The organism is Acidimangrovimonas pyrenivorans (assembly GCF_042643245.1).
Lineage (GTDB): Bacteria > Pseudomonadota > Alphaproteobacteria > Rhodobacterales > Rhodobacteraceae > Acidimangrovimonas > Acidimangrovimonas pyrenivorans.
Genome location: NZ_JBHRSK010000004.1, coordinates 234,692 through 253,326 on the forward strand (window position 1 = coordinate 234,692; position 18,635 = coordinate 253,326).

The window sequence follows — 18,635 nt, forward strand, 5'->3', positions numbered from 1 at the left end:
TTTCCGGTTCTGGGAGGAGGGACTCGTGAAAGGCATGATGATGATGCGTCCGCTGAAGATCGCGGACATTCTGGAATACGCGGCACTGGCCCACCCGACGAGCGAGATCGTCTCGGCCCGGACCGAGGGCGACATCCATCGCCAGAGCTACGAGCAGACCGCGCGCCGGGTGCGCCAGCTGGGCCATGCCCTGCGCGGGCTGGGGATCGAGCCGGGCGACCGCGTCGCCACCCTGGCCTGGAACGGCTATCGCCATTTCGAGCTCTACTACGCGATCTCGGGCATCGGCTCTGTCTGCCACACGATCAACCCGCGGCTGGCCGCCGAGCAGCTGACCTATATCGTCCATCATGCCGCCGACAAGCTGCTGTTCCTCGACCTCACCTTCGTGCCGATCATCGAGAGGCTGAAGGGCGAGCTGCCCGCCGACCTGCGCTACGTCATCATGACCGACCGGGCGCATATGCCGGAAAACAGCCTCGACGCGCTGTGCTACGAGGAGCTGCTCGAGGGCCAGCCGGAGGTGATGGACTGGCCCGAGTTCCCCGAGGATACCGCGGCCGGGCTGTGCTATACCTCCGGCACCACCGGCCACCCCAAGGGCACGCTCTACACCCAGCGCTCGACGGTGCTGCACGCGATGATGATCGCGGTCTCGCTGCCCGGGGCGCTGCAGGAGGGACGCAAGATCCTGCCCGTTGTGCCGCTGTTCCACGTCAACGCCTGGGGCCTGCCCTACTCGGCGCCGCTCGCCGGGGCATCGCTGGTGATGCCGGGGCCGCATCTCGACGGCGCCAGCCTGTTCGAGCTGATGGACAAGGAGCAGGTCTATTCGGCCTGGGGCGTGCCGACGGTCTGGCTCGGCCTGCTGGCCGAGATCAAGAAGCGCGACCGGCTGCCCTTGGGCTTCGGCGATGTCGTCGTCGGCGGCTCGGCCGCGCCGCGCTCGATGATCGAGGCGTTCGAGGATGCCGGCGTCAACGTCTGCCACGCCTGGGGCATGACCGAGATGAGCCCGGTCGGCACCCAGGGCAACCTGCCGAGCTACCTCCAGGACGCGCCGCGCGAAAAGCGCATGGCGCTCAAGGCCAAGCAGGGCCGGCCGGTCTTCGGCGTCGACCTCAAGATCGTCGACGAGGACGGCAACAGGCTGCCGCATGACGGCCAGCATTCCGGCATCCTCTACGTCCGCGGCAACACCGTCACGGCGGGCTACTACAACAACGAGGAGGCCACCAGGGAGGCGTTCGACGACGAGGGCTGGTTCGGCACCGGCGACATCGCGACCATCGACGAGCACGGTTTCCTGACCATCACCGACCGGGCCAAGGACCTGATCAAGTCGGGCGGCGAGTGGATCAGCTCGCTCGACCTCGAGAACGTGGTGATGTCGCACCCGGATGTCGCCAATTGCGCGGTGATCGCGGTGCCGCATCCGAAATGGGACGAGCGGCCGCTGCTGATCGTGGTCCCCGAGGAAGGCAAGAAACCGGCGGTCTCGGATCTCATGGACCTGCTGTCGGAGCATTTCGCCAAGTGGCAGCTGCCGGACGACGTGGTCTTCGTCGACGCGCTGCCGCTGACGGCGACGGGCAAGGTGTCGAAGCTGACCCTGCGCCGGCAATTCGCCGAGCACGTGCTGCCCGATGCAAAGTGAGGCGCTGAAACCCGTCGAGTTCAGCCTCGGCGGCAAGCCCTTCCACGCGCTGACGGCCGGGGAGCCGGGCAAGCCGCTGCTGCTGTTCCTGCACGGCTTCCCGGAATATTCCGGCGCCTGGGAGGAGATCCTGCCGCAGCTGGCCGACCGCTACTATTGCGTCGCGCCCGACCAGCGCGGCTATGGCAAGTCGTGGAAGCCCGAGGGGATCGAGAGCTACAAGGTCTCGGCGCTGGTGGCGGACGCGGCCGCGATGATCCACCATTTCGCGCCCGAGGGCCGGGCGGCGGCGCTGATCGGCCACGATTGGGGGGCCTCCGTCGCCTATGCGCTGGCGATCCGTCTGCCCGAGCTGATCGACCGGCTGGTGATCCTCAACAGCGTCCATCCGGCGGTGTTCCAGCAGGTGCTGGCGCGCGGCGGGGCCCAGACGGCGGCCAGCCAGTACATCACCTGGCTGCGTGCCGAGGGTTCCGAGCAGGTGCTGGCGGCGGAGAATTTCGCCAAGCTCTTCGAGCTGTTCAGTGCCGAGATGGACCTGTCCTGGATGACGCCCGAGCGCCGCGCCGCCTATGCCGAGGCCTGGGGCGGGGTGGAGGGCCTGAAGGCGATGATCCACTGGTATCGCGCCTCGCGCATCACCGTGCCGGCGCCGGGCGAGCGGCTGGCCGAGGACCCGCTTGCGGGGATCGATCCGGCCGAGCTGCGCATCACCATGCCGCATCTGCTGATCTGGGGGCCGGAGGACACCGCCTTCGTGCCCGAGGTCCGTGACGGGCTGGCGGACTATTGCGACGACCTGCGCGTGCGCGAGATACCCGGCACCGATCACTGGCTGGCGCATCAGCGGCCCGAGGCGGTGGTCGAGGCGATCCGCGGGTTCCTGGAGGAGGGATAGCGGCGACCCTCGGTCCGGTCTGAACGGGGCGAGAAGGGCGGCGCCCGACCCCGGGTGGGCGCGGGAAACGCCCCTGTTGCGGACGACGCTTCCCGTCGTCTTGCCGGACGAGCCCCTTGGCCGGCCGCGGAATGCGCCCTCCCGTCGTGCTGCAAGCACGCCTTCGGCGTGACGGCGAGGTGCTGGAAGCACGCCTTCGGCGTGACGGCGAGGGTCGGGCGCCGCCCGGCGTGCCGCCGGGCGAAACCGATGTCAATGGCGCCTACACCTCCAGCCACTCCTTGCGGATATCCTCGCGCGTGGCGAAATCGGCGGGCGTGCCGTTGTAGACGATCTCGCCATGGCCCATGACATAGACCCGGGCGGCGATCTTGAGCGCGATCGACAGCTTCTGCTCGACCAGCAGGATCGAGACCCCGGCGCGGGCGATCTCGGCGATCAGCTCGCCGACCTGGTGGACGATGCGCGGCGCCAGCCCCTCGGTCGGTTCGTCGATCATGATCAGCTGCGGGTCGCCCATCAGCGTCCGGCAGATCGTCAGCATCTGCTTCTCGCCGCCCGACAGCACCCCGGCGGCGGTGTCGGCCCTCGCGGCCAGGTTGGGGAACATCTCGAGCATGTGGTCGATGGTCCAGCGCCCCGGCTTCTTCATGTCCTTGATGCCGAGGATCAGGTTCTGCCTCACCGTCATCATCGGGAAGATGTCGCGGCTCTCGGGCACGTAGCCCAGTCCGCGCAGGGCGATCTCGTGGCTTTGCAGCCCGTCGATCCGTTCGCCGCGGAAGCGGATCTCGCCCTCGGGCTCGACCTCGCCCATGATCGCCTTGACCGTGGTCGAGCGGCCGACGCCGTTGCGGCCGAGCAGGGCGACGACCTCGCCCTCGCCGATCTCGAGGTCAACCCCGCGCAACACGTGGCTCTTTCCGTAATAGGCGTGCAGGCCGTGGACGGACAGCATCGGGTCACTCATGCGGCGCCTCCGGTCAGGGGTAGGTCTTCGGCCTCGTCGCCGAGATAGGCCTCGCGCACCTTCGGGTCGCCGCGGATCTCGTCCGGCGTGCCCGAGGCGACGATCTCGCCATAGACCAGCACCGAGATCCGGTCTGACAGGCCGAAGACGACGCTCATGTCATGCTCGACGATCAGCAGCGTCTTGCCGCGCGTGGTCTTCTCGATCAGCGCGACGGCACGCTCGGTCTCGGAATGGCTCATCCCGGCGGTCGGTTCGTCGAGCAGGATGACATCGGCGCCGCCGGCGATGGTGATGGCGATCTCCAGCGTGCGCTGGTCGGCATAGGGCAGGGCGGCGGCGGGCAGATGCGCCTTGTCGATCAGCCCGACCAGGTCCAGCACCTCGGCGGTGCGCCGCTGCGCCGCCTTCAGGTTGCCGATGTTGCGCCAGAAGCTGTAGCCGGTGCCCAGCGACCACAGCACCGCGCAGCGCACGTTCTCGCGCACCGTCATGTTGGCGAAGATGTTCGAGACCTGGAAGCTGCGCGACAGGCCCATGCGGTTGACGACATGCGGCGCCAGGCACGAGATCGTCTGACCATGCAGCGCCACCGTGCCGCCGGTCGGCCAATGCAGCCCCGAGATCAGGTTGAACAGGGTCGACTTGCCGGCGCCGTTGGGGCCGATGATGGCGTGGCGCTCGCCCGGCTGGATGTCGAGGCTGACGCCGCGGATGATCTCGGCCGGGCCGAAATTCTTGGTCAGGTTCCGGATCGAGAGGGCAGGGGTCATCGCCGGCCCTCCCGCTTGCCAGGCAGCCACAGCCGCAACAGCCCCAGCCCGGCGACCAGAAGCACCGCCGCCAGGCCCCAGGTCAGGGCGCTATCGGGCGGCAGCGGCTGGCCGAAGGGGGTGAAGACCTCGCCATAACCGTCGGTGATCCTTGTGACGACCTCGATCACGATCACCAGCCCGGCGGCCGCCAGCAGCGCCGCGACGGTGACCTTGAGCCAGCCGAGCAAGCGCGCCCCGGCGCCCGGGCTGCGCATCCCGGTCCAGATCGCGCCGAAGATCCCGGCCAGGCCGGCCGGGGCGAAAAGGACGATCGAGACGAAGAGCAGGCCGAGATAGAGCTGCCAGGCGGCCGAGAAATCCGACAGGTTCGACTGCATGTAGGTCAGGGCGACGGCGCCCAGGATCGGCCCGGCGAAGAAGCGGATGCCGCCGACATAGGCCATCAGCAGCACGAAGCCGGAGGGCAGCAGCGACAGCGACTCGGGCGTGAAGATCTCGTAGGTCACGGCCGCCATGCCGCCGGCCAGCCCGGCGAAGCCGCCGGCGGCCATGAAGATCAGGTAGCGCACGCGCTGCGGGTCGTAGCCGACGAACTCGACCCGCTGCGGGTTGTCGCGCACCGCCTCGCCGATCTTGCCCAGCGGCGTGCGGGTGAAGGCGAACATGGCGACGGTCGCCAGCAGGGTCCAGAAGGCGATGAACCAGTAGACATTGCCGATCGGCCCGAGGTCGAAGCCGAACAGCAGCGGGCCGTAGGTCCGATCGCCCGAGATGCCCTCCTCGCCGCCGAACAGCGAGACGAACATGAAGCCGGCCGAGGCGATCAGCTCGGCGATGCCGAGCGAGATCATCGCGAAGGGGATGCCGGCGCGCTTGCAGGAGGGCCAGCCGATCACCGCCGCCGCCAGCAGCCCGCCGGCGAAGCCGACCAGCGGCAGGGCGACCATCGGGAAGTGGGCCCACAGGCCGTTGCCGTCATCGACCGCCTGCATGACATGCATCGCGGCATAGCCGCCAAGGCCGAAATAGACCGCGTGGCCGAAGGACAGCAGTCCGGCCCGGCCCAGCAGCATGTTGTAGGACAGGGCGAAGACGATGTTGATGCCGATGGCGTTGAACAGCGTCAGCAGGCTGCGCGACGGCCCCAGCGCCGGGATCAGCGCCAGGATCGCCGCCATCGCCAGAAACGGCAGCACGCGGGTGCGGAATTTCTCGGCCGCCGAGGGCGCGAGGCTGGCCGGGGTGAAGGTGTCGGTCAAAATTCACGGTCTCCCATCAGGCCGCGCGGGCGGATCATCAGCACCAGCACGAGAAGCAGGAAGGGCAGCATCGGCGCGATCGAGGCGATCGAGATGCCGCCGAGTTCGGAGCTCGGGCTGAGGCCGGCGAAGCCGAAGATCTCGCCGAAGGTGGTGTCGATCGAGATCGCGAAGGTCTGCAGCAGGCCGATCAGCAGCGAGGCGATGAAGGCGCCCTCGAGGCTGCCCATGCCGCCGACGACGACGACGACGAAGACGATCGGCCCGATCGAGGTGGCCATGCCCGGCTCGGTGACGAGGTAGTTGCCGCCGATGACGCCGGCGAGGCCGGCAAGGCCGCAGCCGAAGCCGAAGACGGTCATGAAGATGCGCGGCACGTTGTGGCCGAGATGGCCGACCATGTGCGGATGGGTCAGCGCCGCCTGGATGATCAGCCCGGCGCGGGTGCGCTTGAGCAGGTACCACAGCGCCGCCAGCATCGCGACCGAGATCAGCAGCATGAAGCCGCGATAGGCCGGGTACTGGGTGCCGAACAGGGTGAAGAGCGGGAAGTCGAGCGCGGCGGGCACTTCATAGGCCACCGGCAGCTTGCCGAAGACGATCTTGACCAGCTCGTCGATCAGGTAGGCGAGGCCGAAGGTGAACAGCAGTTCCGCGACATGGCCGCCGCCATGGACCCGCCTGAGCCCCCATTTCTCGACCCCGGCACCGACCAGTCCGACAAGGACCGGGGCGAGGAACAGCGCCACCCAGAAACCGGTGACCGAGCCGACGGCGAAGGCGAAATAGGCGCCCAGCATGTAGAAGCTGGCATGGGCGAAGTTGAGCACGCCCATCATGCTGAAGATCAGCGTCAGGCCGCTCGACAGCATGAACAGCAGCAGCCCGTAGATGACCCCGTTGAGGAGCGAAAAGAGAATGGTTTCCATGATGTCCCCGGCTTGCACGGGTCCGCCCGAGGGCGCCCCGGTGGTCGCGCGCCCGGAGGGCCGGGCGCGCGGCTCTAGAGTGCAGGCGTCAGGCCGGTCAGCCCGGACGCTTCATCTTGCAAGTGGTGGCCATCTTGGTATCGGCCGCCGGGATCTCTCCGCCCGGATCGGTGACGAAGCCGTAGGGCAGCCCCTCGACGCCGTATTTCGCCTTGTCCGAGAAGGTCGAGATATAGAGGTTCTGCAGCAGCTGGTGGTTGTCAGCCCGCATGCTGACCGGACCGTAGGGCGTGTCGTAGGTCATGCCTTCGAGCGCCTTGGCGACCTTTGCCGGATCGGCGCTGCCGACCTCGTTGACCGCCTTCTCGAACATCCCCATCAGGGTGAAGACGCGCAGGTAGTAGTAGTCGACCCCGTATTTCTTCTGGAAGTCGTCCATCACCGCGCGCTGTTCCGGCGAGGTCGGGATGTTCGAGTTGAACTCGGACACCTGCTTGACCAGGCCGACGCCGGCCTTGCCCATCGCCGTCGGCGTGCCGAGGCCGCCGCCGTAGAAGGTCAGGTAGGGGATCTTCTGGCCCGCATCGGCCGCCGCCTTGATCAGCAGCGACAGGTCCTGGCCCCAGTTGCCGGTGATGACGACCTGGGCGCCCGAGGCGGTGATCTTCTGCACGTAGGGCGTGAAGTCCTTGACCTTGCCCAGCGGGTGCAGCTCGTTGCCGACGATCTCGATGTCGGGCCGCTTGGCCTTGATCATGCTGACGGCCGCCTTGGCCACCGCCTTGCCGAAGGAATAGTCCTGGCCGATGATATAGGCCTTCTTGATGTCCTTCTGTTTCGCCAGCCAGTCGGTCAACGCCGCCATCTTCATGTCGGCATCGGCGTCGAAGCGGAAATGCCAGAAGCTGCAGCGGTCATTGGTGAAGGCCGGGTCGACCGCGGCGTAGTTGAGGAACACCACCTCGTCGCCCGGGTTGCGGCGGTTGTGCTTGTCGATGGCGTCGATCAGCGCCGAGGCTACCGAAGAGCCGTTGCCCTGGGTGATGTAGTGGATGCCCTGGTCGATCGCCTTCTGCAGCTGGATCAGGCTTTCCTTGGGGTTGATCTTGTTGTCGAAGGGTACGATCTCGACCTTCATCCCCGCAGCGCCGCCCTTGGCGTTGATCATGTCGGCGGCATAGGTGAAATGCTTGAGCCCGGCATCGCCGACATTGGCGAAGGGCCCGGACAGCGGGTCGATATAGGCAATCTTGATCGTGTCGGCTTGGGCCATGGTGGCCGCGCCCAGACCGGACAGCGCAACAGCGGCTGCGGCCCCGAGCATCTTCAGGAATCGCATGGGTCTCCTCCCTATTGGTTGGGCCGGCAGGGGACGATCTGCGTCGCCTTGCCCGTGCGCCGGCTGGCAACTCCGATACCAATGCAAAAGGGGGAAGGGCTCTCTTGTCAAGGATTTTGCGGAACTCTATTCTGCTATGCGAAAAGCAACTCTGCATCGGCAGCAGGGGACGCGACGGGCAGGGAGGCCGCGCGTCAGGCCCGTTCCGGGTCCGGCCGGGCGCTTTGATACGGAATTTCACACACCGCGGCAGAGGGATGCGGGCGAAGGCCCGGCCGCGCCGCGGGCAAGGGAGGACACAGCCGAATGACACCCCAAACCCTGTTCGATCTCAGCGGCAAGGTGGCGCTGGTCACCGGCGGCGCCACCGGAATCGGCCGGATGGCGGCCGAGGGACTGGTGCGCGCCGGCGCAAGGGTGCTGATCGCCAGCCGCAAGGGCGATGCCTGCACCGCCGTGGCCGAGGAGCTGAACGTGCTCGGCGCGCCGGGCAGCGCCGAGGGATTCGCTGGCGACGTGGCGAGCGAGGACGGGGTCAAGGCGCTGGCGGCCGAGGTCGGCGAGCGCAGCGACGCGCTGCACATCCTGATGAACAATGCCGGTCGCAGTTGGGGCGCGCCGCTGGACGAATTTCCCTACGACGCCTGGGACAAGGTGCTGCGGCTCAACCTCACCGGCCTCTTCGCCCTGACCCAGGCGCTGCTGCCGCGGCTGGAAGCGGCCGCCAGCGACGACGACCCGGCCCGGGTGGTCAACCTGGGCTCGGTGATGGGCGAGGTGCCGATGGGCGACGGCGCCTACAGCTATGCCGCCTCGAAGGCGGCGGTGCATCACATGACCAGGATCCTCGCCAAGGAACTGGCCGACCGGCGGATCACGGTCAACGCGCTGGCGCCGGGGCCGTTCGTGTCGAAGATGACCGCCTTCGCCACCGCCGATCCGGGGATGCGCGAGAAGGTCGGGGCCGGCGTGCCGCTGGGCCGCGTCGGCCGGCCCGAGGACATCGCCGGCGCGATGCTGTTCCTCTGCGGCCGGGGCGGCGCCTACGTCACCGGCGCGGTGCTGCCGATCAGCGGCGGCGTCAACGTGATGACCGGCCCGGCGCTGTTCGACGAGGCCACGGCATGAGCGAGTCGGCTGTCGTGGAACTGACCCCGGCCGAACTGGCCGGGAAGGTCGGGCAGGAACTGGGCGTCTCGCGCTGGTTCACCGTCGACCAGGCCCGGATCGACGCCTTCGCCGAGGTCTCCGAGGATCACCAGTTCATCCATGTCGATCCCGCCCGTGCCGCCGCCGAAACCCCGTTCGGCGGCACCATCGCCCACGGCTTCCTGACCCTGTCGCTGCTCTCGGCCATGGCCTATGACGCCCAGCCGCAGCTCAAGGGCATCCGGATGAGCGTGAATTACGGCTTCGACCGGGTCCGCTTTCTGTCGCCGGTGCCGGCCGGCGCCCGGATCCGCGGCCGCTTCACCCTGAAATCGGCCGAGGAGCGGGTGCCGGGCGAGGTCACCGTCTGCTGGAGCGTGGTGGTCGAGATCGAGGGCCAGGAGAAACCCGCGCTGGCGGCCGACTGGCTCGGCCGGCGCTATCTGGAGGGAACCGCATGAGCATTCGATTCGACGATCGCGTCGCCATCGTCACCGGCGCCGGGGCCGGGCTGGGCCGCGCCCATGCGCTGGGGCTGGCCGAACGCGGCGCCAGGGTCGTGGTCAACGATTTCGCCGATCCCGAGGCCGTGGTCGCGGAGATCGAGGCCGCCGGCGGCGCGGCGATGGCCGACAGGGGCGACGTCTCGAAGGTGGCCGACGTCACCGCGATGGTCGAGGCGGCGAAGGCCAAGTGGGGCCGGATCGACATTCTGGTCAACAACGCCGGCATCCTGCGCGACAAGAGCTTCGCCAAGATGAGCCTCGAGGACGTGCAGAAGGTCCTCGACGTCCACCTGATGGGCTCGACGATCTGCACCCATGCGGTCTGGCCGATCATGCGCGAACAGGGCTACGGCCGCGTCGTCTTCACGTCCTCGGCCTCCGGCCTCTACGGCAATTTCGGCCAGTCGAACTACGGCGCGGCCAAGGCCGGGATGCTGGGGCTGATGAACGTGCTGCACCTCGAGGGGGCGAAATACGGCATCCATGTCAACATGCTGGCGCCGACGGCGACGACGCAGATGACCGAGGACCTGCTGCCGCCCGACGCCGCCGAGCTGCTCCAGCCCGAGACCATCACCCCGGGCCTGCTGTGGCTGGTCTCGGATCACGCCCCCAGTCGCTTCATCCTCGCCGCCGGCGGCGGCTGTTTCGCCCGCACCCGGATCTACGAGACCCGCGGCATCTGCCTGACCGGCGACGAGCTGACGCCGGAGATGGTCGGCGAGCTGGCGCACCAGATCTCCGACCCCAAGGGGCAGGAGGAGATCGAGACCGCTTTCACCCAGACCCGAAATTTCGCCCGCCGTGCGGCCGAGGCCAAGGGCCTGACGCTGCACTGGCACGAGGAGAAATGAGATGAGAGACGCCGTTATCGTTTCCACCGCCCGCACCCCGATCGGCAAGGCCTATCGCGGGGCGTTCAACGACACCCAGGCCCAGACGCTGGCCGGCCACGCCATATCCCAGGCCGTCGCCCGCGCCGGGATCGACCCGTCCACGGTCGAGGACGTGGTGGTCGGCGCCGCGCTTCAGCAGGGCTCCACCGGCGGCAACATCGCCCGCCAGGCGGCGCTGCGGGCCGGGCTGCCCGTCACCGTCGCCGGCATGTCGGTCGACCGCCAATGCGCCAGCGGCATGATGGCCATCGCCACCGCCGCCAAGCAGGTGCTCTACGACGGCATGGAGGTCGCGGTCGGCGGCGGGGTCGAATCGATCTCGCTGGTCCAGAACGACAAGATGAACCGCTTCCGCGGCTCGGATGCCGAGCTGGTGGCGATGCACCCGGCGGTCTACATGTCGATGCTGGAAACCGCCGAGGTGGTCGCCGAGCGATACGGCGTCAGCCGCGAGGCGCAGGACGCCTATGCGCTGCAGTCGCAGCAGCGCACCGCCGCCGCGCAGGAGGCCGGGCGATTCGACGCCGAGATCGCGCCGCTGAAGACCGTGATGAAGGTGCAGGACCGCGAGACCGGCGAGATCTCGGATCGCGAGGTGACGCTGGCCAAGGACGAGGGCAACCGGCCCTCGACCACGCTGGCGGGGCTGCAAGGGCTCAAGCCGGTGTTCAAGGACGGGCTGCGGGTGAAGGAAGGCCGCTTCATCACCGCCGGCAATGCCAGCCAGCTTTCCGACGGCGCCTCGGCCGCGGTGGTGATGGAGGCCAAGGCGGCCGAGAAGCAGGGGCTGCAGCCGCTGGGCCGTTATGTCGGCATGGCCGTGGCGGGCTGCGAGCCCGACGAGATGGGCATCGGCCCGGTCTTTGCGGTGCCCAAGCTGTTGCAGAAGAACGGCCTCAAGATGGACGATATCGGGTTGTGGGAACTCAACGAGGCCTTCGCCGTCCAGGTCCTCTATTGCCGCGACAAGCTGGGGATCCCCGACGAACTGCTCAATGTCGATGGCGGCGCCATTTCCGTCGGCCATCCCTATGGCATGTCGGGCGCCCGCATGGTCGGCCACGCCCTGATCGAGGGCAAGCGGCGCGGCGCCAAGTATGTCGTCTGCACCATGTGCGTCGGCGGCGGCATGGGGGCGGCCGGCCTGTTCGAGGTGTTCTGAATGGCGCGCAGCCCCCTCCCGGCGGCCCTTCGGGGCCTGCGGATCCCGGCGGTGGCCTCGCCGCTGTTCATCGTTTCGGGGCCGGATCTGGTCATCGCCCAGTGCAAGGCCGGCATCGTCGGCTCCTTTCCGGCGCTGAACGCGCGGGAAAAGGACGGCGAGCCGGTGATGCTGGAAGCCTGGCTGAAACGGATCACCGAGGAACTCGACCGTCACAACCAGGCCAATCCGGACCGGCCGGCGGCGCCCTTCGCCGTCAACCAGATCGTCCACCGCTCGAATGCGAGGCTGGAGCGGGATCTGGAAATCTGCGCCCGCTGGAAGGTGCCGATCTGGATCACCTCTCTCGGCGCCCGGCCCGAGGTCAACGAGGCCGCCCATTCCTGCGGCGGCATCGCCCTGCATGACGTGATCAACAACACCTTCGCCCGCAAGGCCATCGACAAGGGCGCCGACGGTCTGATCGCGGTGGCGGCGGGGGCGGGCGGCCATGCCGGGCCGCAATCGCCCTTCGCCCTGGTGCGCGAGATCCGCGCGTGGTTCGACGGCCCACTGTTGCTGTCAGGCGCCATCGCCACCGGCGAGGCGCTGCTGGCGGCGCAGGTGATCGGCGCCGACCTCGGCTATATCGGCTCGGCCTTCATCGCCACGGACGAGGCCAATGCCGACCCGGACTACAAGCGGATGCTGGTCGAGAGCGGGGCCGAGGACATCGTCACCTCGACCCTCTTCACCGGCATCTCGGGCAACTACCTCAAGCCGTCGATCGCCCGTGCCGGGCTCGACCCGGACAATCTTGCCCATGCCGATCCTTCGTCGATGAATTTCCGCGAGGGTTCGGCCAAGCCCAAGGCGTGGAAGGAAATCTGGGGCGCCGGGCAGGGAATCGGGGCGATCGATTCGATCGGCCCGGCCGCCGGCGTCGTCGACCGCATCGAAACCGAATATCGCGCGGCTTTGGCCCGCACCGCGGCCCTGGCGGCCGAATATGGAAAAGGAGAGTGAGATGGATCTGGGGATGACATCGAAGGTCCGGCCGCTGGTCGAGAAGGTCCGGGCCATGGTCGAGACCGAGATCGCGCCGCTGAACGAGGAGTTCGAGGCCGAGGTCGGCCGCCACCCCTCGGGCGACCGCTTCAAGCATACCGAGCGCCAGCTCGAAATCCTCAACGGCCTCAAGGACGAGGCCAAGAAGCGCGGGCTGTGGAACTTCTGGCTGACCGACAGCGACCGGGGCTACGGGTTGACTACCGTCGAATATGCCTACCTGGCCGAGGAGATGGGCAAGGTCGGCATCGCCGCCGAGGTCTTCAACTGCTCGGCCCCCGATACCGGCAACATGGAGGTGCTGGAACGCTATGGCAGCGAGGCGCACAAGGAACGCTGGCTGACCCGGCTGCTCGAGGGCGAGATCCGCTCGGCCTACCTGATGACCGAGCCAAATGTCGCCTCTTCCGACGCCACCCAGATCTCGCTCCGCGCCACCCGCGACGGCGACGGCTACGTGCTCAACGGTGAGAAATGGTGGGCCTCGGGCGCCGGCGACCCGCGCTGCGCGGTCTATATCGTCATGGCCTGCACCGACCCGGAGGCGCCGAAGCACGCCCGCCATTCGATGTTCGTCGTCCCCGCCGACACGCCCGGCATCGAGGTGCTGCGGCCGATGGAGGTGTTCGGCTCGGACGACGCGCCGCACGGCCACATGCATATCCGGATGACGAATGTGAAGGTGCCTGCCGAGGACCTGATCCTGGGCGAGGGCCGCGGCTTCGAGGTCGCGCAGGGCCGGCTCGGGCCGGGGCGGATTCACCATTGCATGCGGGCGATCGGCCAGGCCGAGAAGGCGCTTGAGATGCTCTGCCGCCGGGCCACCACCCGCACCGCCTTCGGCAAGAAGCTGGCCGAACTGGGCGCGAACTACGACATCATCGCCAATGCGCGGATGGAGATCGAGATGGCGCGGCTGCTCTGCCTCAAGGCGGCCTACATGATGGATACCGAGGGCGTGCGCGCCGCCCAGCCCTGGATCAGCCAGATCAAGGTGGTGGCGCCGCTGACGGCGCTCAAGGTGGTCGACGAGGCGATGCAGATGCATGGCGGCGGCGGCATCAGCCAGGATTACCCGCTGGCCCGGATGTGGACCCATATCCGCACCCTGCGCCTGGCCGACGGCCCCGACGCCGTCCACCGCCGCCAGGTGGCGCGGGCCGAGCTGCGCAAATACGTCAACGAGAAGGTCTGAGCGTGGTCGAACTGATCGTCATCCGCCACGCCCAGGCTTCTTTCGGCGCCGACGACTACGACGTGCTCTCGGAGCTGGGGCACGCGCAGTCGCGGGCGCTGGGGCAGGCGCTGGCGGCGCAGGGGGTGAAGCCCGATGCGCTGTGGATCGGCGAACAGCGCCGCCATCGCGAGACGCTGGAAGGCGTGGCCGAGGGGCTGGGGCTGGATGCCGCCACGGCGCAGGTCCATCCCGGCCTCAACGAATTCGACTTCCACGGCCTGCTCGAGGCGCGCTATCGCGGCAGGGACCGGCCCGAGAACCTGCATACCGACCGCACGACCCATTTCCGCATCCTGCGCGAGACGGTGCTGGAATGGCAGCAGGGGAAGATCGCCGATCCGCCGGAACCCTGGTCCGACTTCACCGCCCGCATCCGCGCCGCCCGCGCCGCGATGCTGGAAGGGGCGGGACAGGTGCTGGCGGTCAGTTCCGGCGGCGCCATCGGCCGGATGGTGGCCGAGACGGTCGAGGCGCCGGAGGAGCAGATGGTCCACCTGCAGCTGCAGATCAAGAACTGCGCCGTCAGCCGCTTCATCGCCGGCCGTTCGCGGCTCTACCTGACCGGCTTCAACGAAACCCCGCATATCGGCGCCGCCACGGCCCATCTGCTGACCTATAGCTGAGAAGGAGGGGCGCATGAGTGACACCGCCCAACAGCTTGATACCGAAGCCGTTTCGCGTTGGCTGACCGAGAAGCTTCCGGGCTTCCGGGGGCCGGTGACGGCCGAGAAATTCGCCGGCGGCCAGTCGAACCCGACCTTCAAGCTGCAAAGCGCGTCCGGTGCTTACGTTCTGCGCCGCAAGCCACCGGGAACGTTGCTGAAATCGGCCCATGCGGTCGATCGCGAGTTCCGCGTCCAGAAGGCGCTGGCGGGAACCGACGTGCCGGTCGCCAGGATGCATCTGCTCTGCGAGGACGACAGCGTCATCGGCTCGGCCTTCTACGTCATGGATTACGTCGCGGGCCGCAATTTCGACGACCCGACGCTGCCGGGGCTGGACCCGGCGGAGCGCAGCGCGATCTTCGACGAGATGAACCGGGTGCTGGCGGCGATCCATTCGGTCGACCTGCAGGCCGCCGGGCTCGACGATTACGGCCCGGCCGGCAACTACTACCGGCGCCAGATCGACCGCTGGACCAAGCAGTACCGGGCATCGGAGACCGAGACCATCCCGGCGATGGACGAGCTGATGGCCTGGCTCGACGTCAACCTGCCCGAGGATGACGGCCGCCGGACCCTGGTCCACGGCGATTTCCGCATCGACAACATGCTGTTCGCCGCCGACAGCGCCGATTGCGTCGCCGTGCTGGACTGGGAGCTGTCGACCACCGGTCACCCCTTCGCCGACCTCGCCGCCGTCATCATGCAGTGGCAGCGCCCGCCGGGGCGCGACGGCCGCGGCCTTGCCGGCGTCGACCGCGCCGCGCTCGGCATTCCCTCGGACGAGGCGTTCATCGCCGCCTATTGCCGCCGCATGGGGGTGGAAAGGATCGAGCGTTTCGGCTTCTACCTCGCCTTCTGCGCCTTCCGCATGGCGGCGATCCTGCAAGGGGTCAAGAAACGGGCCCTTGACGGCAATGCCTCGAACCCGGAAAGGGCAATGCAGATCGGCGCTTACGTGCCGCAATTCGCGCAAGGCGGGCTGGAGGCCGCGCAAGATGGCTGAGCGTTACGACGGCAAGGTGGTGCAGATCACCGGCGCGGCCAGCGGCTTCGGCGCGCTGGCGGCGCAGCGTTTCGCCCATGAAGGCGCCCGGCTGGCGCTCTCCGACGTCAATGCGGAGGCCCTGGCCGAGACCGCCGACAACCTGCGCGCCGCCGGGGCCGAAGTCTGGGAGGCGCCGCTCGACGTCTCCGACGCCAGTGCCGTCGCCGCCCACCTGGCCGAGATCGGCGCCCAATTCGGTCGGCTCGACGTCGCGATCAACAATGCCGGCGTCGGCCATGACATGGCGCCGCTGCACAGGCTGGATGAAGCCGAGTTCGACCGGATGATGGCCGTCAACGCCCGCGGCGTCTTCCTCGGCATGAAGCACCAGCTGCCCCTGATGCTGGCGAATGGCGGCGGCGCGATCCTCAATGTCGCCTCCGCCGCCGGGCTGGTCGGCGCCGGCTACCTGTCGGCCTATGCCGCCTCGAAACACGCCGTCGTCGGCCTGACCCGCGCCGCCGCCGACGAGGTGGCGCGCAAGGGCATCCGGGTCAACGCGCTCTGCCCCTCCTTCGCTTCGACGCCTCTCTTCGACGAGATGGCCGACCAGGTCGCTGCCCGCCACGGCGCCAGCCGCGACGAGGCCTACACAAGGATCGCCGCCCGGGTGCCGATGGGCCGGGTGGCGCGGCCCGAGGAGGTGGTGCAGGCGATGCTGTGGATCTGCGATGCCGAGAACAGCTTCATGACCGGACAGGCGATCTCGATCGACGGCGGACTGACGGCGGTGTGACGAAAGGGGAGCGGATGGAAGAGAGCGAACTGGAAACCGGCGAGGACCGCAACTTCGTCACCGCGCTGGCCCGCGGGCTCGAGGTGCTGCGCTGCTTCCGGCCCAACGAGATGACGCTGACCAACCAGGACATCGCCACCCGCACCGGCCTGCCCAAGCCGACGGTGACGCGGCTGACCTATACCCTGCGCAAGCTGGGCTACCTGGTCCATTCCGAGCGCACCGGCACCTACCGCCTTGGCGCCGGGGTGCTGTCGCTGGGCTATGGCGTGCTGGCGGGGATGGAGATCGGCGACCGCGCGGCGGAAGAGATGCGCGGGCTGTGCGACGGGCCCAACCCGCATGTGACGGCGGCGCTGGGGGAGCGCCACCGGCTCAAGGTGGTCTACATGGCGGTGCGGCGCTCGCATCAGGCGGTGTCGCTGACGATGAATGTCGGTGCAAGGCTGCCGCTGTTCCACTCCGCCATCGGCCGCGCCATCCTCGTCGCCATGCCCGAGCAGGAGCGCGCCCACATGATCTATCTCGCCGAGCAGGAGCATCCCGAGGACAGCCGCAAGATCCGCGACAGCGTCGCCCGGGCGCTGGACGACTTCGCGCGATACGGCTTCTGCACCTCCTTCGGCGACTGGCGGGCCGAGGTCAACGGCATCGCGGTGCCGGTGATGTCGCTCAACGGCGACCGGATCTACGGCCTCAATGTCGGCGGCCCGTCCTTCCTGGTGGCGCCGGAGCAGCTGATCGCGGATTACGGCGACCGGCTCAAGGCGGCGGCGGAACTGCTCAGCCGGCAGGGGGTGCAACCGTGAGCGTGCCGCCGATCGACCCCGGCCTGGTCGAAGAGCCGTACGCGCTTCAGCGTCATCTCGGCTTCCGCATCACCCACTGGGCGCCGGACTACGCCCGCTTCGAGCTGCCGCTGGAGCCCGTCCTGATGAACCGCTACGGCATCCCGCATGGCGGCATCTACGCCACCCTGCTCGACACGGTGATGGGCTTTGCCGGCTGCTACACCGGCGATCCTGAGCGCAAGGTGCTGGCGATGACCCTGACGCTGAACACCAGCTTCCTCGCCCGGCCCGAGGGGGACCTGCTGATCGGCGAGGGCAAGCGCACCGGCGGTGGCCGCAGCACCTTCTTCGCCGAGGGCACGATCAGCGACGTGACCGGCACTCCCTGCGCCAGGGGTTCCGGCGCCTTCCGCTACAGGAAAGGCGTCTAAGCTCTTTCATCTTCACGCAAATATCCTCGGGGAGCGCGAGGGGCAGACAGCCCCTCGCAGCCGCCTTCAGGCCGCCTGCAAGTCGGCCATCACCCGCGCCAGGTGCCAGTCGGTATCGCCGAGCTGGTGGTCGATCATCACCAGCCGCTTGGCGTAATGCGACACCGCCGCCTCCCAGGTCATGGCGATGCCGCCATGCATCTGGATCGCCTCTTCCGCCACCAGCTTGGCCGTCCGGCCGATCAGGTTCTTCGCCATCGACACGCGGCGCGATTGCTCGGGCCCGCCCAGGGCATCCGCCGCCAGCACGGTGATCGAGCGCGCCTGCTCGATCTCGGTGACGAGGTCGACGGCGCGGTGCTGCAAGGCCTGGAACGAGCCGATGGCGCGGCCGAACTGCTTGCGGGTGCGCAGGTAGTCGACCAGCAGCTCCCGGGTCGCGTCCATCGCGCCCACCGCCTCGGCGCAAAGGGCCAGCGTCCCGGCGTCGAGCGCGTCCTGCAAGGCGTCGGTGGCGTCGGCAAGCAGCAGCCGGGCCGGGCTGGCGTCGAGGAAGAGCTCGGCCGCGCCGCCGCCGTCGATCATGCCGTAACCGGTGACCTCGGCGTCCCCGGCCGCGACCGCGAACAGGGCCAGCTTGCCCTCGGCCTGGGCGGCGACCAGCAGGGTCTCGGCGACGTGGCCGCCATAGACCACGCTCTTGCGGCCGCTCACGGCCCAGCCGTCACCCGATTTGCCGGCCGTGGTCGTCAACCCGTCCAGCCCCCAGGGCGCCTCGGGCTCGCCGATCGCCACCGCGTAATGCGTCGCGCCGGTCAGCAGCGCCTCGGCATCTGCGCCCGCCGCCGCCAGGAGACGCTGCGCCATCAGCGCCGGCAGCACCGGTTCCGGGCACAATGCCCGGCCCAGTTCCTCGAACACCGTGGCGATGTCGAAGCCGGCGCCGCCGAAGCCACCCTGGTCCTCGGGCGCCAGCGCCTGCAGCAGGCCCAGCTCGGCCAACTCGCCCCAGCGCGCCGGGGCGTGGAACGGCGCCTCGTAGGCCACCGCGTTGCGGGCGGCGATGTCGTATTGCTCGGCCAGGTAGCGGCGCAGGGTGTCGGCCAGCATCCGGCGGTCTTCGCTCTGTTCGAAGTTCATCG

19 protein-coding genes are annotated in these 18,635 nt (G+C 68.6%); 13 read left to right on the forward strand and 6 right to left on the reverse strand.

Annotated features, from left to right (window positions below):
* The first annotated feature begins 25 nt into the window (after nucleotides 1-25).
* Entirely contained in the window at nucleotides 26-1,657 is a 1,632-nt protein-coding gene (locus tag ACFOES_RS04090) for a long-chain fatty acid--CoA ligase (RefSeq protein ID WP_377831902.1), read from the forward strand.
* Nucleotides 1,647-2,555 (forward strand): alpha/beta fold hydrolase, encoded by a 909-nt coding sequence (locus ACFOES_RS04095; RefSeq protein ID WP_377831903.1) that lies wholly within the window; start codon nucleotides 1,647-1,649, stop codon nucleotides 2,553-2,555. Before ACFOES_RS04090 ends, ACFOES_RS04095 begins: the two co-directional genes overlap by 11 nt.
* Nucleotides 2,556-2,817: 262 nt before the next feature.
* On the opposite strand, the gene ACFOES_RS04100 is transcribed toward ACFOES_RS04095, so the two are convergent.
* The 5 genes from ACFOES_RS04100 to ACFOES_RS04120 all read right to left on the reverse strand — a co-directional run bounded on the left by ACFOES_RS04100 (nucleotide 2,818) and on the right by ACFOES_RS04120 (nucleotide 7,828).
* Nucleotides 2,818-3,525: an ABC transporter ATP-binding protein gene (locus tag ACFOES_RS04100; protein WP_377831904.1), complete on the reverse strand. Its 708-nt coding sequence runs from the start codon at nucleotides 3,523-3,525 to the stop codon at nucleotides 2,818-2,820.
* The gene (locus ACFOES_RS04105) at nucleotides 3,522-4,298 is read right to left on the reverse strand and encodes an ABC transporter ATP-binding protein (protein WP_377831905.1); all 777 of its coding nucleotides are present in this window, start codon (nucleotides 4,296-4,298) and stop codon (nucleotides 3,522-3,524) included. The genes ACFOES_RS04100 and ACFOES_RS04105 overlap by 4 nt, the downstream gene beginning before the upstream one ends.
* Complete coding sequence (locus ACFOES_RS04110) at nucleotides 4,295-5,560, reverse strand: branched-chain amino acid ABC transporter permease (RefSeq protein WP_377831906.1); 1,266 nt, start codon at nucleotides 5,558-5,560, stop codon at nucleotides 4,295-4,297. The genes ACFOES_RS04105 and ACFOES_RS04110 overlap by 4 nt, the downstream gene beginning before the upstream one ends.
* Complete coding sequence (locus ACFOES_RS04115; protein ID WP_377831907.1) at nucleotides 5,557-6,489, reverse strand: branched-chain amino acid ABC transporter permease; 933 nt, start codon at nucleotides 6,487-6,489, stop codon at nucleotides 5,557-5,559. Before ACFOES_RS04115 ends, ACFOES_RS04110 begins: the two co-directional genes overlap by 4 nt.
* Nucleotides 6,490-6,586: 97 nt before the next feature.
* The gene (locus ACFOES_RS04120; protein ID WP_377831908.1) at nucleotides 6,587-7,828 is read right to left on the reverse strand and encodes a branched-chain amino acid ABC transporter substrate-binding protein; all 1,242 of its coding nucleotides are present in this window, start codon (nucleotides 7,826-7,828) and stop codon (nucleotides 6,587-6,589) included.
* A gap of 306 nt (nucleotides 7,829-8,134) precedes the next feature.
* Between ACFOES_RS04120 and ACFOES_RS04125 the strand changes: the two genes are divergently transcribed.
* From ACFOES_RS04125 to ACFOES_RS04175, 11 genes are read left to right on the forward strand one after another with little or no spacing between them, the layout of a single operon-like run.
* The gene (locus ACFOES_RS04125) at nucleotides 8,135-8,956 is read left to right on the forward strand and encodes an SDR family oxidoreductase (protein WP_377831909.1); all 822 of its coding nucleotides are present in this window, start codon (nucleotides 8,135-8,137) and stop codon (nucleotides 8,954-8,956) included.
* Nucleotides 8,953-9,438 carry a MaoC family dehydratase gene (locus ACFOES_RS04130; protein WP_377831910.1) on the forward strand — a complete coding sequence of 162 codons (486 nt, stop codon included), beginning with the start codon at nucleotides 8,953-8,955 and terminating at the stop codon, nucleotides 9,436-9,438. Before ACFOES_RS04125 ends, ACFOES_RS04130 begins: the two co-directional genes overlap by 4 nt.
* Complete coding sequence (locus ACFOES_RS04135) at nucleotides 9,435-10,337, forward strand: SDR family NAD(P)-dependent oxidoreductase (RefSeq protein ID WP_377831911.1); 903 nt, start codon at nucleotides 9,435-9,437, stop codon at nucleotides 10,335-10,337. The genes ACFOES_RS04130 and ACFOES_RS04135 overlap by 4 nt, the downstream gene beginning before the upstream one ends.
* 1 nt (nucleotide 10,338) lies before the next feature.
* Nucleotides 10,339-11,541, forward strand: coding sequence for an acetyl-CoA C-acyltransferase (locus ACFOES_RS04140; RefSeq protein WP_377831912.1), 1,203 nt, complete (start codon nucleotides 10,339-10,341; stop codon nucleotides 11,539-11,541).
* Nucleotides 11,542-12,546 (forward strand): NAD(P)H-dependent flavin oxidoreductase, encoded by a 1,005-nt coding sequence (locus ACFOES_RS04145; RefSeq protein WP_377831913.1) that lies wholly within the window; start codon nucleotides 11,542-11,544, stop codon nucleotides 12,544-12,546.
* A 1-nt stretch (nucleotide 12,547) separates the two neighbouring features.
* Nucleotides 12,548-13,783, forward strand: coding sequence for an acyl-CoA dehydrogenase family protein (locus tag ACFOES_RS04150; RefSeq protein WP_377831914.1), 1,236 nt, complete (start codon nucleotides 12,548-12,550; stop codon nucleotides 13,781-13,783).
* 2 nt (nucleotides 13,784-13,785) lie between these two features.
* Complete coding sequence (locus ACFOES_RS04155; RefSeq protein ID WP_377831915.1) at nucleotides 13,786-14,448, forward strand: histidine phosphatase family protein; 663 nt, start codon at nucleotides 13,786-13,788, stop codon at nucleotides 14,446-14,448.
* Nucleotides 14,449-14,461: 13 nt separating this feature from the next.
* Complete coding sequence (locus ACFOES_RS04160; RefSeq protein WP_377831916.1) at nucleotides 14,462-15,493, forward strand: phosphotransferase family protein; 1,032 nt, start codon at nucleotides 14,462-14,464, stop codon at nucleotides 15,491-15,493.
* A complete protein-coding gene (locus tag ACFOES_RS04165) occupies nucleotides 15,486-16,271 on the forward strand; it encodes an SDR family NAD(P)-dependent oxidoreductase (RefSeq protein WP_377831917.1) in 786 nt (261 codons plus the stop codon). The genes ACFOES_RS04160 and ACFOES_RS04165 overlap by 8 nt, the downstream gene beginning before the upstream one ends.
* A 14-nt stretch (nucleotides 16,272-16,285) precedes the next feature.
* Entirely contained in the window at nucleotides 16,286-17,080 is a 795-nt protein-coding gene (locus tag ACFOES_RS04170) for an IclR family transcriptional regulator (RefSeq protein ID WP_377831918.1), read from the forward strand.
* Nucleotides 17,077-17,493, forward strand: coding sequence for a PaaI family thioesterase (locus tag ACFOES_RS04175; protein WP_377831919.1), 417 nt, complete (start codon nucleotides 17,077-17,079; stop codon nucleotides 17,491-17,493). Before ACFOES_RS04170 ends, ACFOES_RS04175 begins: the two co-directional genes overlap by 4 nt.
* A gap of 66 nt (nucleotides 17,494-17,559) precedes the next feature.
* On the opposite strand, the gene ACFOES_RS04180 is transcribed toward ACFOES_RS04175, so the two are convergent.
* Entirely contained in the window at nucleotides 17,560-18,633 is a 1,074-nt protein-coding gene (locus tag ACFOES_RS04180) for an acyl-CoA dehydrogenase family protein (protein WP_377831920.1), read from the reverse strand.
* Between the last annotated feature and the right edge of the window lie 2 nt (nucleotides 18,634-18,635).

Coding starts and splice junctions, on each gene's coding strand:
- ACFOES_RS04170 (WP_377831918.1), top strand. CDS start 16,286: ATGGAAGAGAGCGAACTGGAAACCGGCGAGGACCGCAACTTCGTCACC.
- ACFOES_RS04125 (WP_377831909.1), top strand. CDS start 8,135: ATGACACCCCAAACCCTGTTCGATCTCAGCGGCAAGGTGGCGCTGGTC.
- ACFOES_RS04130 (WP_377831910.1), top strand. CDS start 8,953: ATGAGCGAGTCGGCTGTCGTGGAACTGACCCCGGCCGAACTGGCCGGG.
- ACFOES_RS04115 (WP_377831907.1), bottom strand. CDS start 6,489: ATGGAAACCATTCTCTTTTCGCTCCTCAACGGGGTCATCTACGGGCTG.
- ACFOES_RS04150 (WP_377831914.1), top strand. CDS start 12,548: ATGGATCTGGGGATGACATCGAAGGTCCGGCCGCTGGTCGAGAAGGTC.
- ACFOES_RS04160 (WP_377831916.1), top strand. CDS start 14,462: ATGAGTGACACCGCCCAACAGCTTGATACCGAAGCCGTTTCGCGTTGG.
- ACFOES_RS04135 (WP_377831911.1), top strand. CDS start 9,435: ATGAGCATTCGATTCGACGATCGCGTCGCCATCGTCACCGGCGCCGGG.
- ACFOES_RS04145 (WP_377831913.1), top strand. CDS start 11,542: ATGGCGCGCAGCCCCCTCCCGGCGGCCCTTCGGGGCCTGCGGATCCCG.
- ACFOES_RS04105 (WP_377831905.1), bottom strand. CDS start 4,298: ATGACCCCTGCCCTCTCGATCCGGAACCTGACCAAGAATTTCGGCCCG.
- ACFOES_RS04095 (WP_377831903.1), top strand. CDS start 1,647: ATGCAAAGTGAGGCGCTGAAACCCGTCGAGTTCAGCCTCGGCGGCAAG.
- ACFOES_RS04100 (WP_377831904.1), bottom strand. CDS start 3,525: ATGAGTGACCCGATGCTGTCCGTCCACGGCCTGCACGCCTATTACGGA.
- ACFOES_RS04165 (WP_377831917.1), top strand. CDS start 15,486: ATGGCTGAGCGTTACGACGGCAAGGTGGTGCAGATCACCGGCGCGGCC.
- ACFOES_RS04140 (WP_377831912.1), top strand. CDS start 10,339: ATGAGAGACGCCGTTATCGTTTCCACCGCCCGCACCCCGATCGGCAAG.
- ACFOES_RS04180 (WP_377831920.1), bottom strand. CDS start 18,633: ATGAACTTCGAACAGAGCGAAGACCGCCGGATGCTGGCCGACACCCTG.
- ACFOES_RS04120 (WP_377831908.1), bottom strand. CDS start 7,828: ATGCGATTCCTGAAGATGCTCGGGGCCGCAGCCGCTGTTGCGCTGTCC.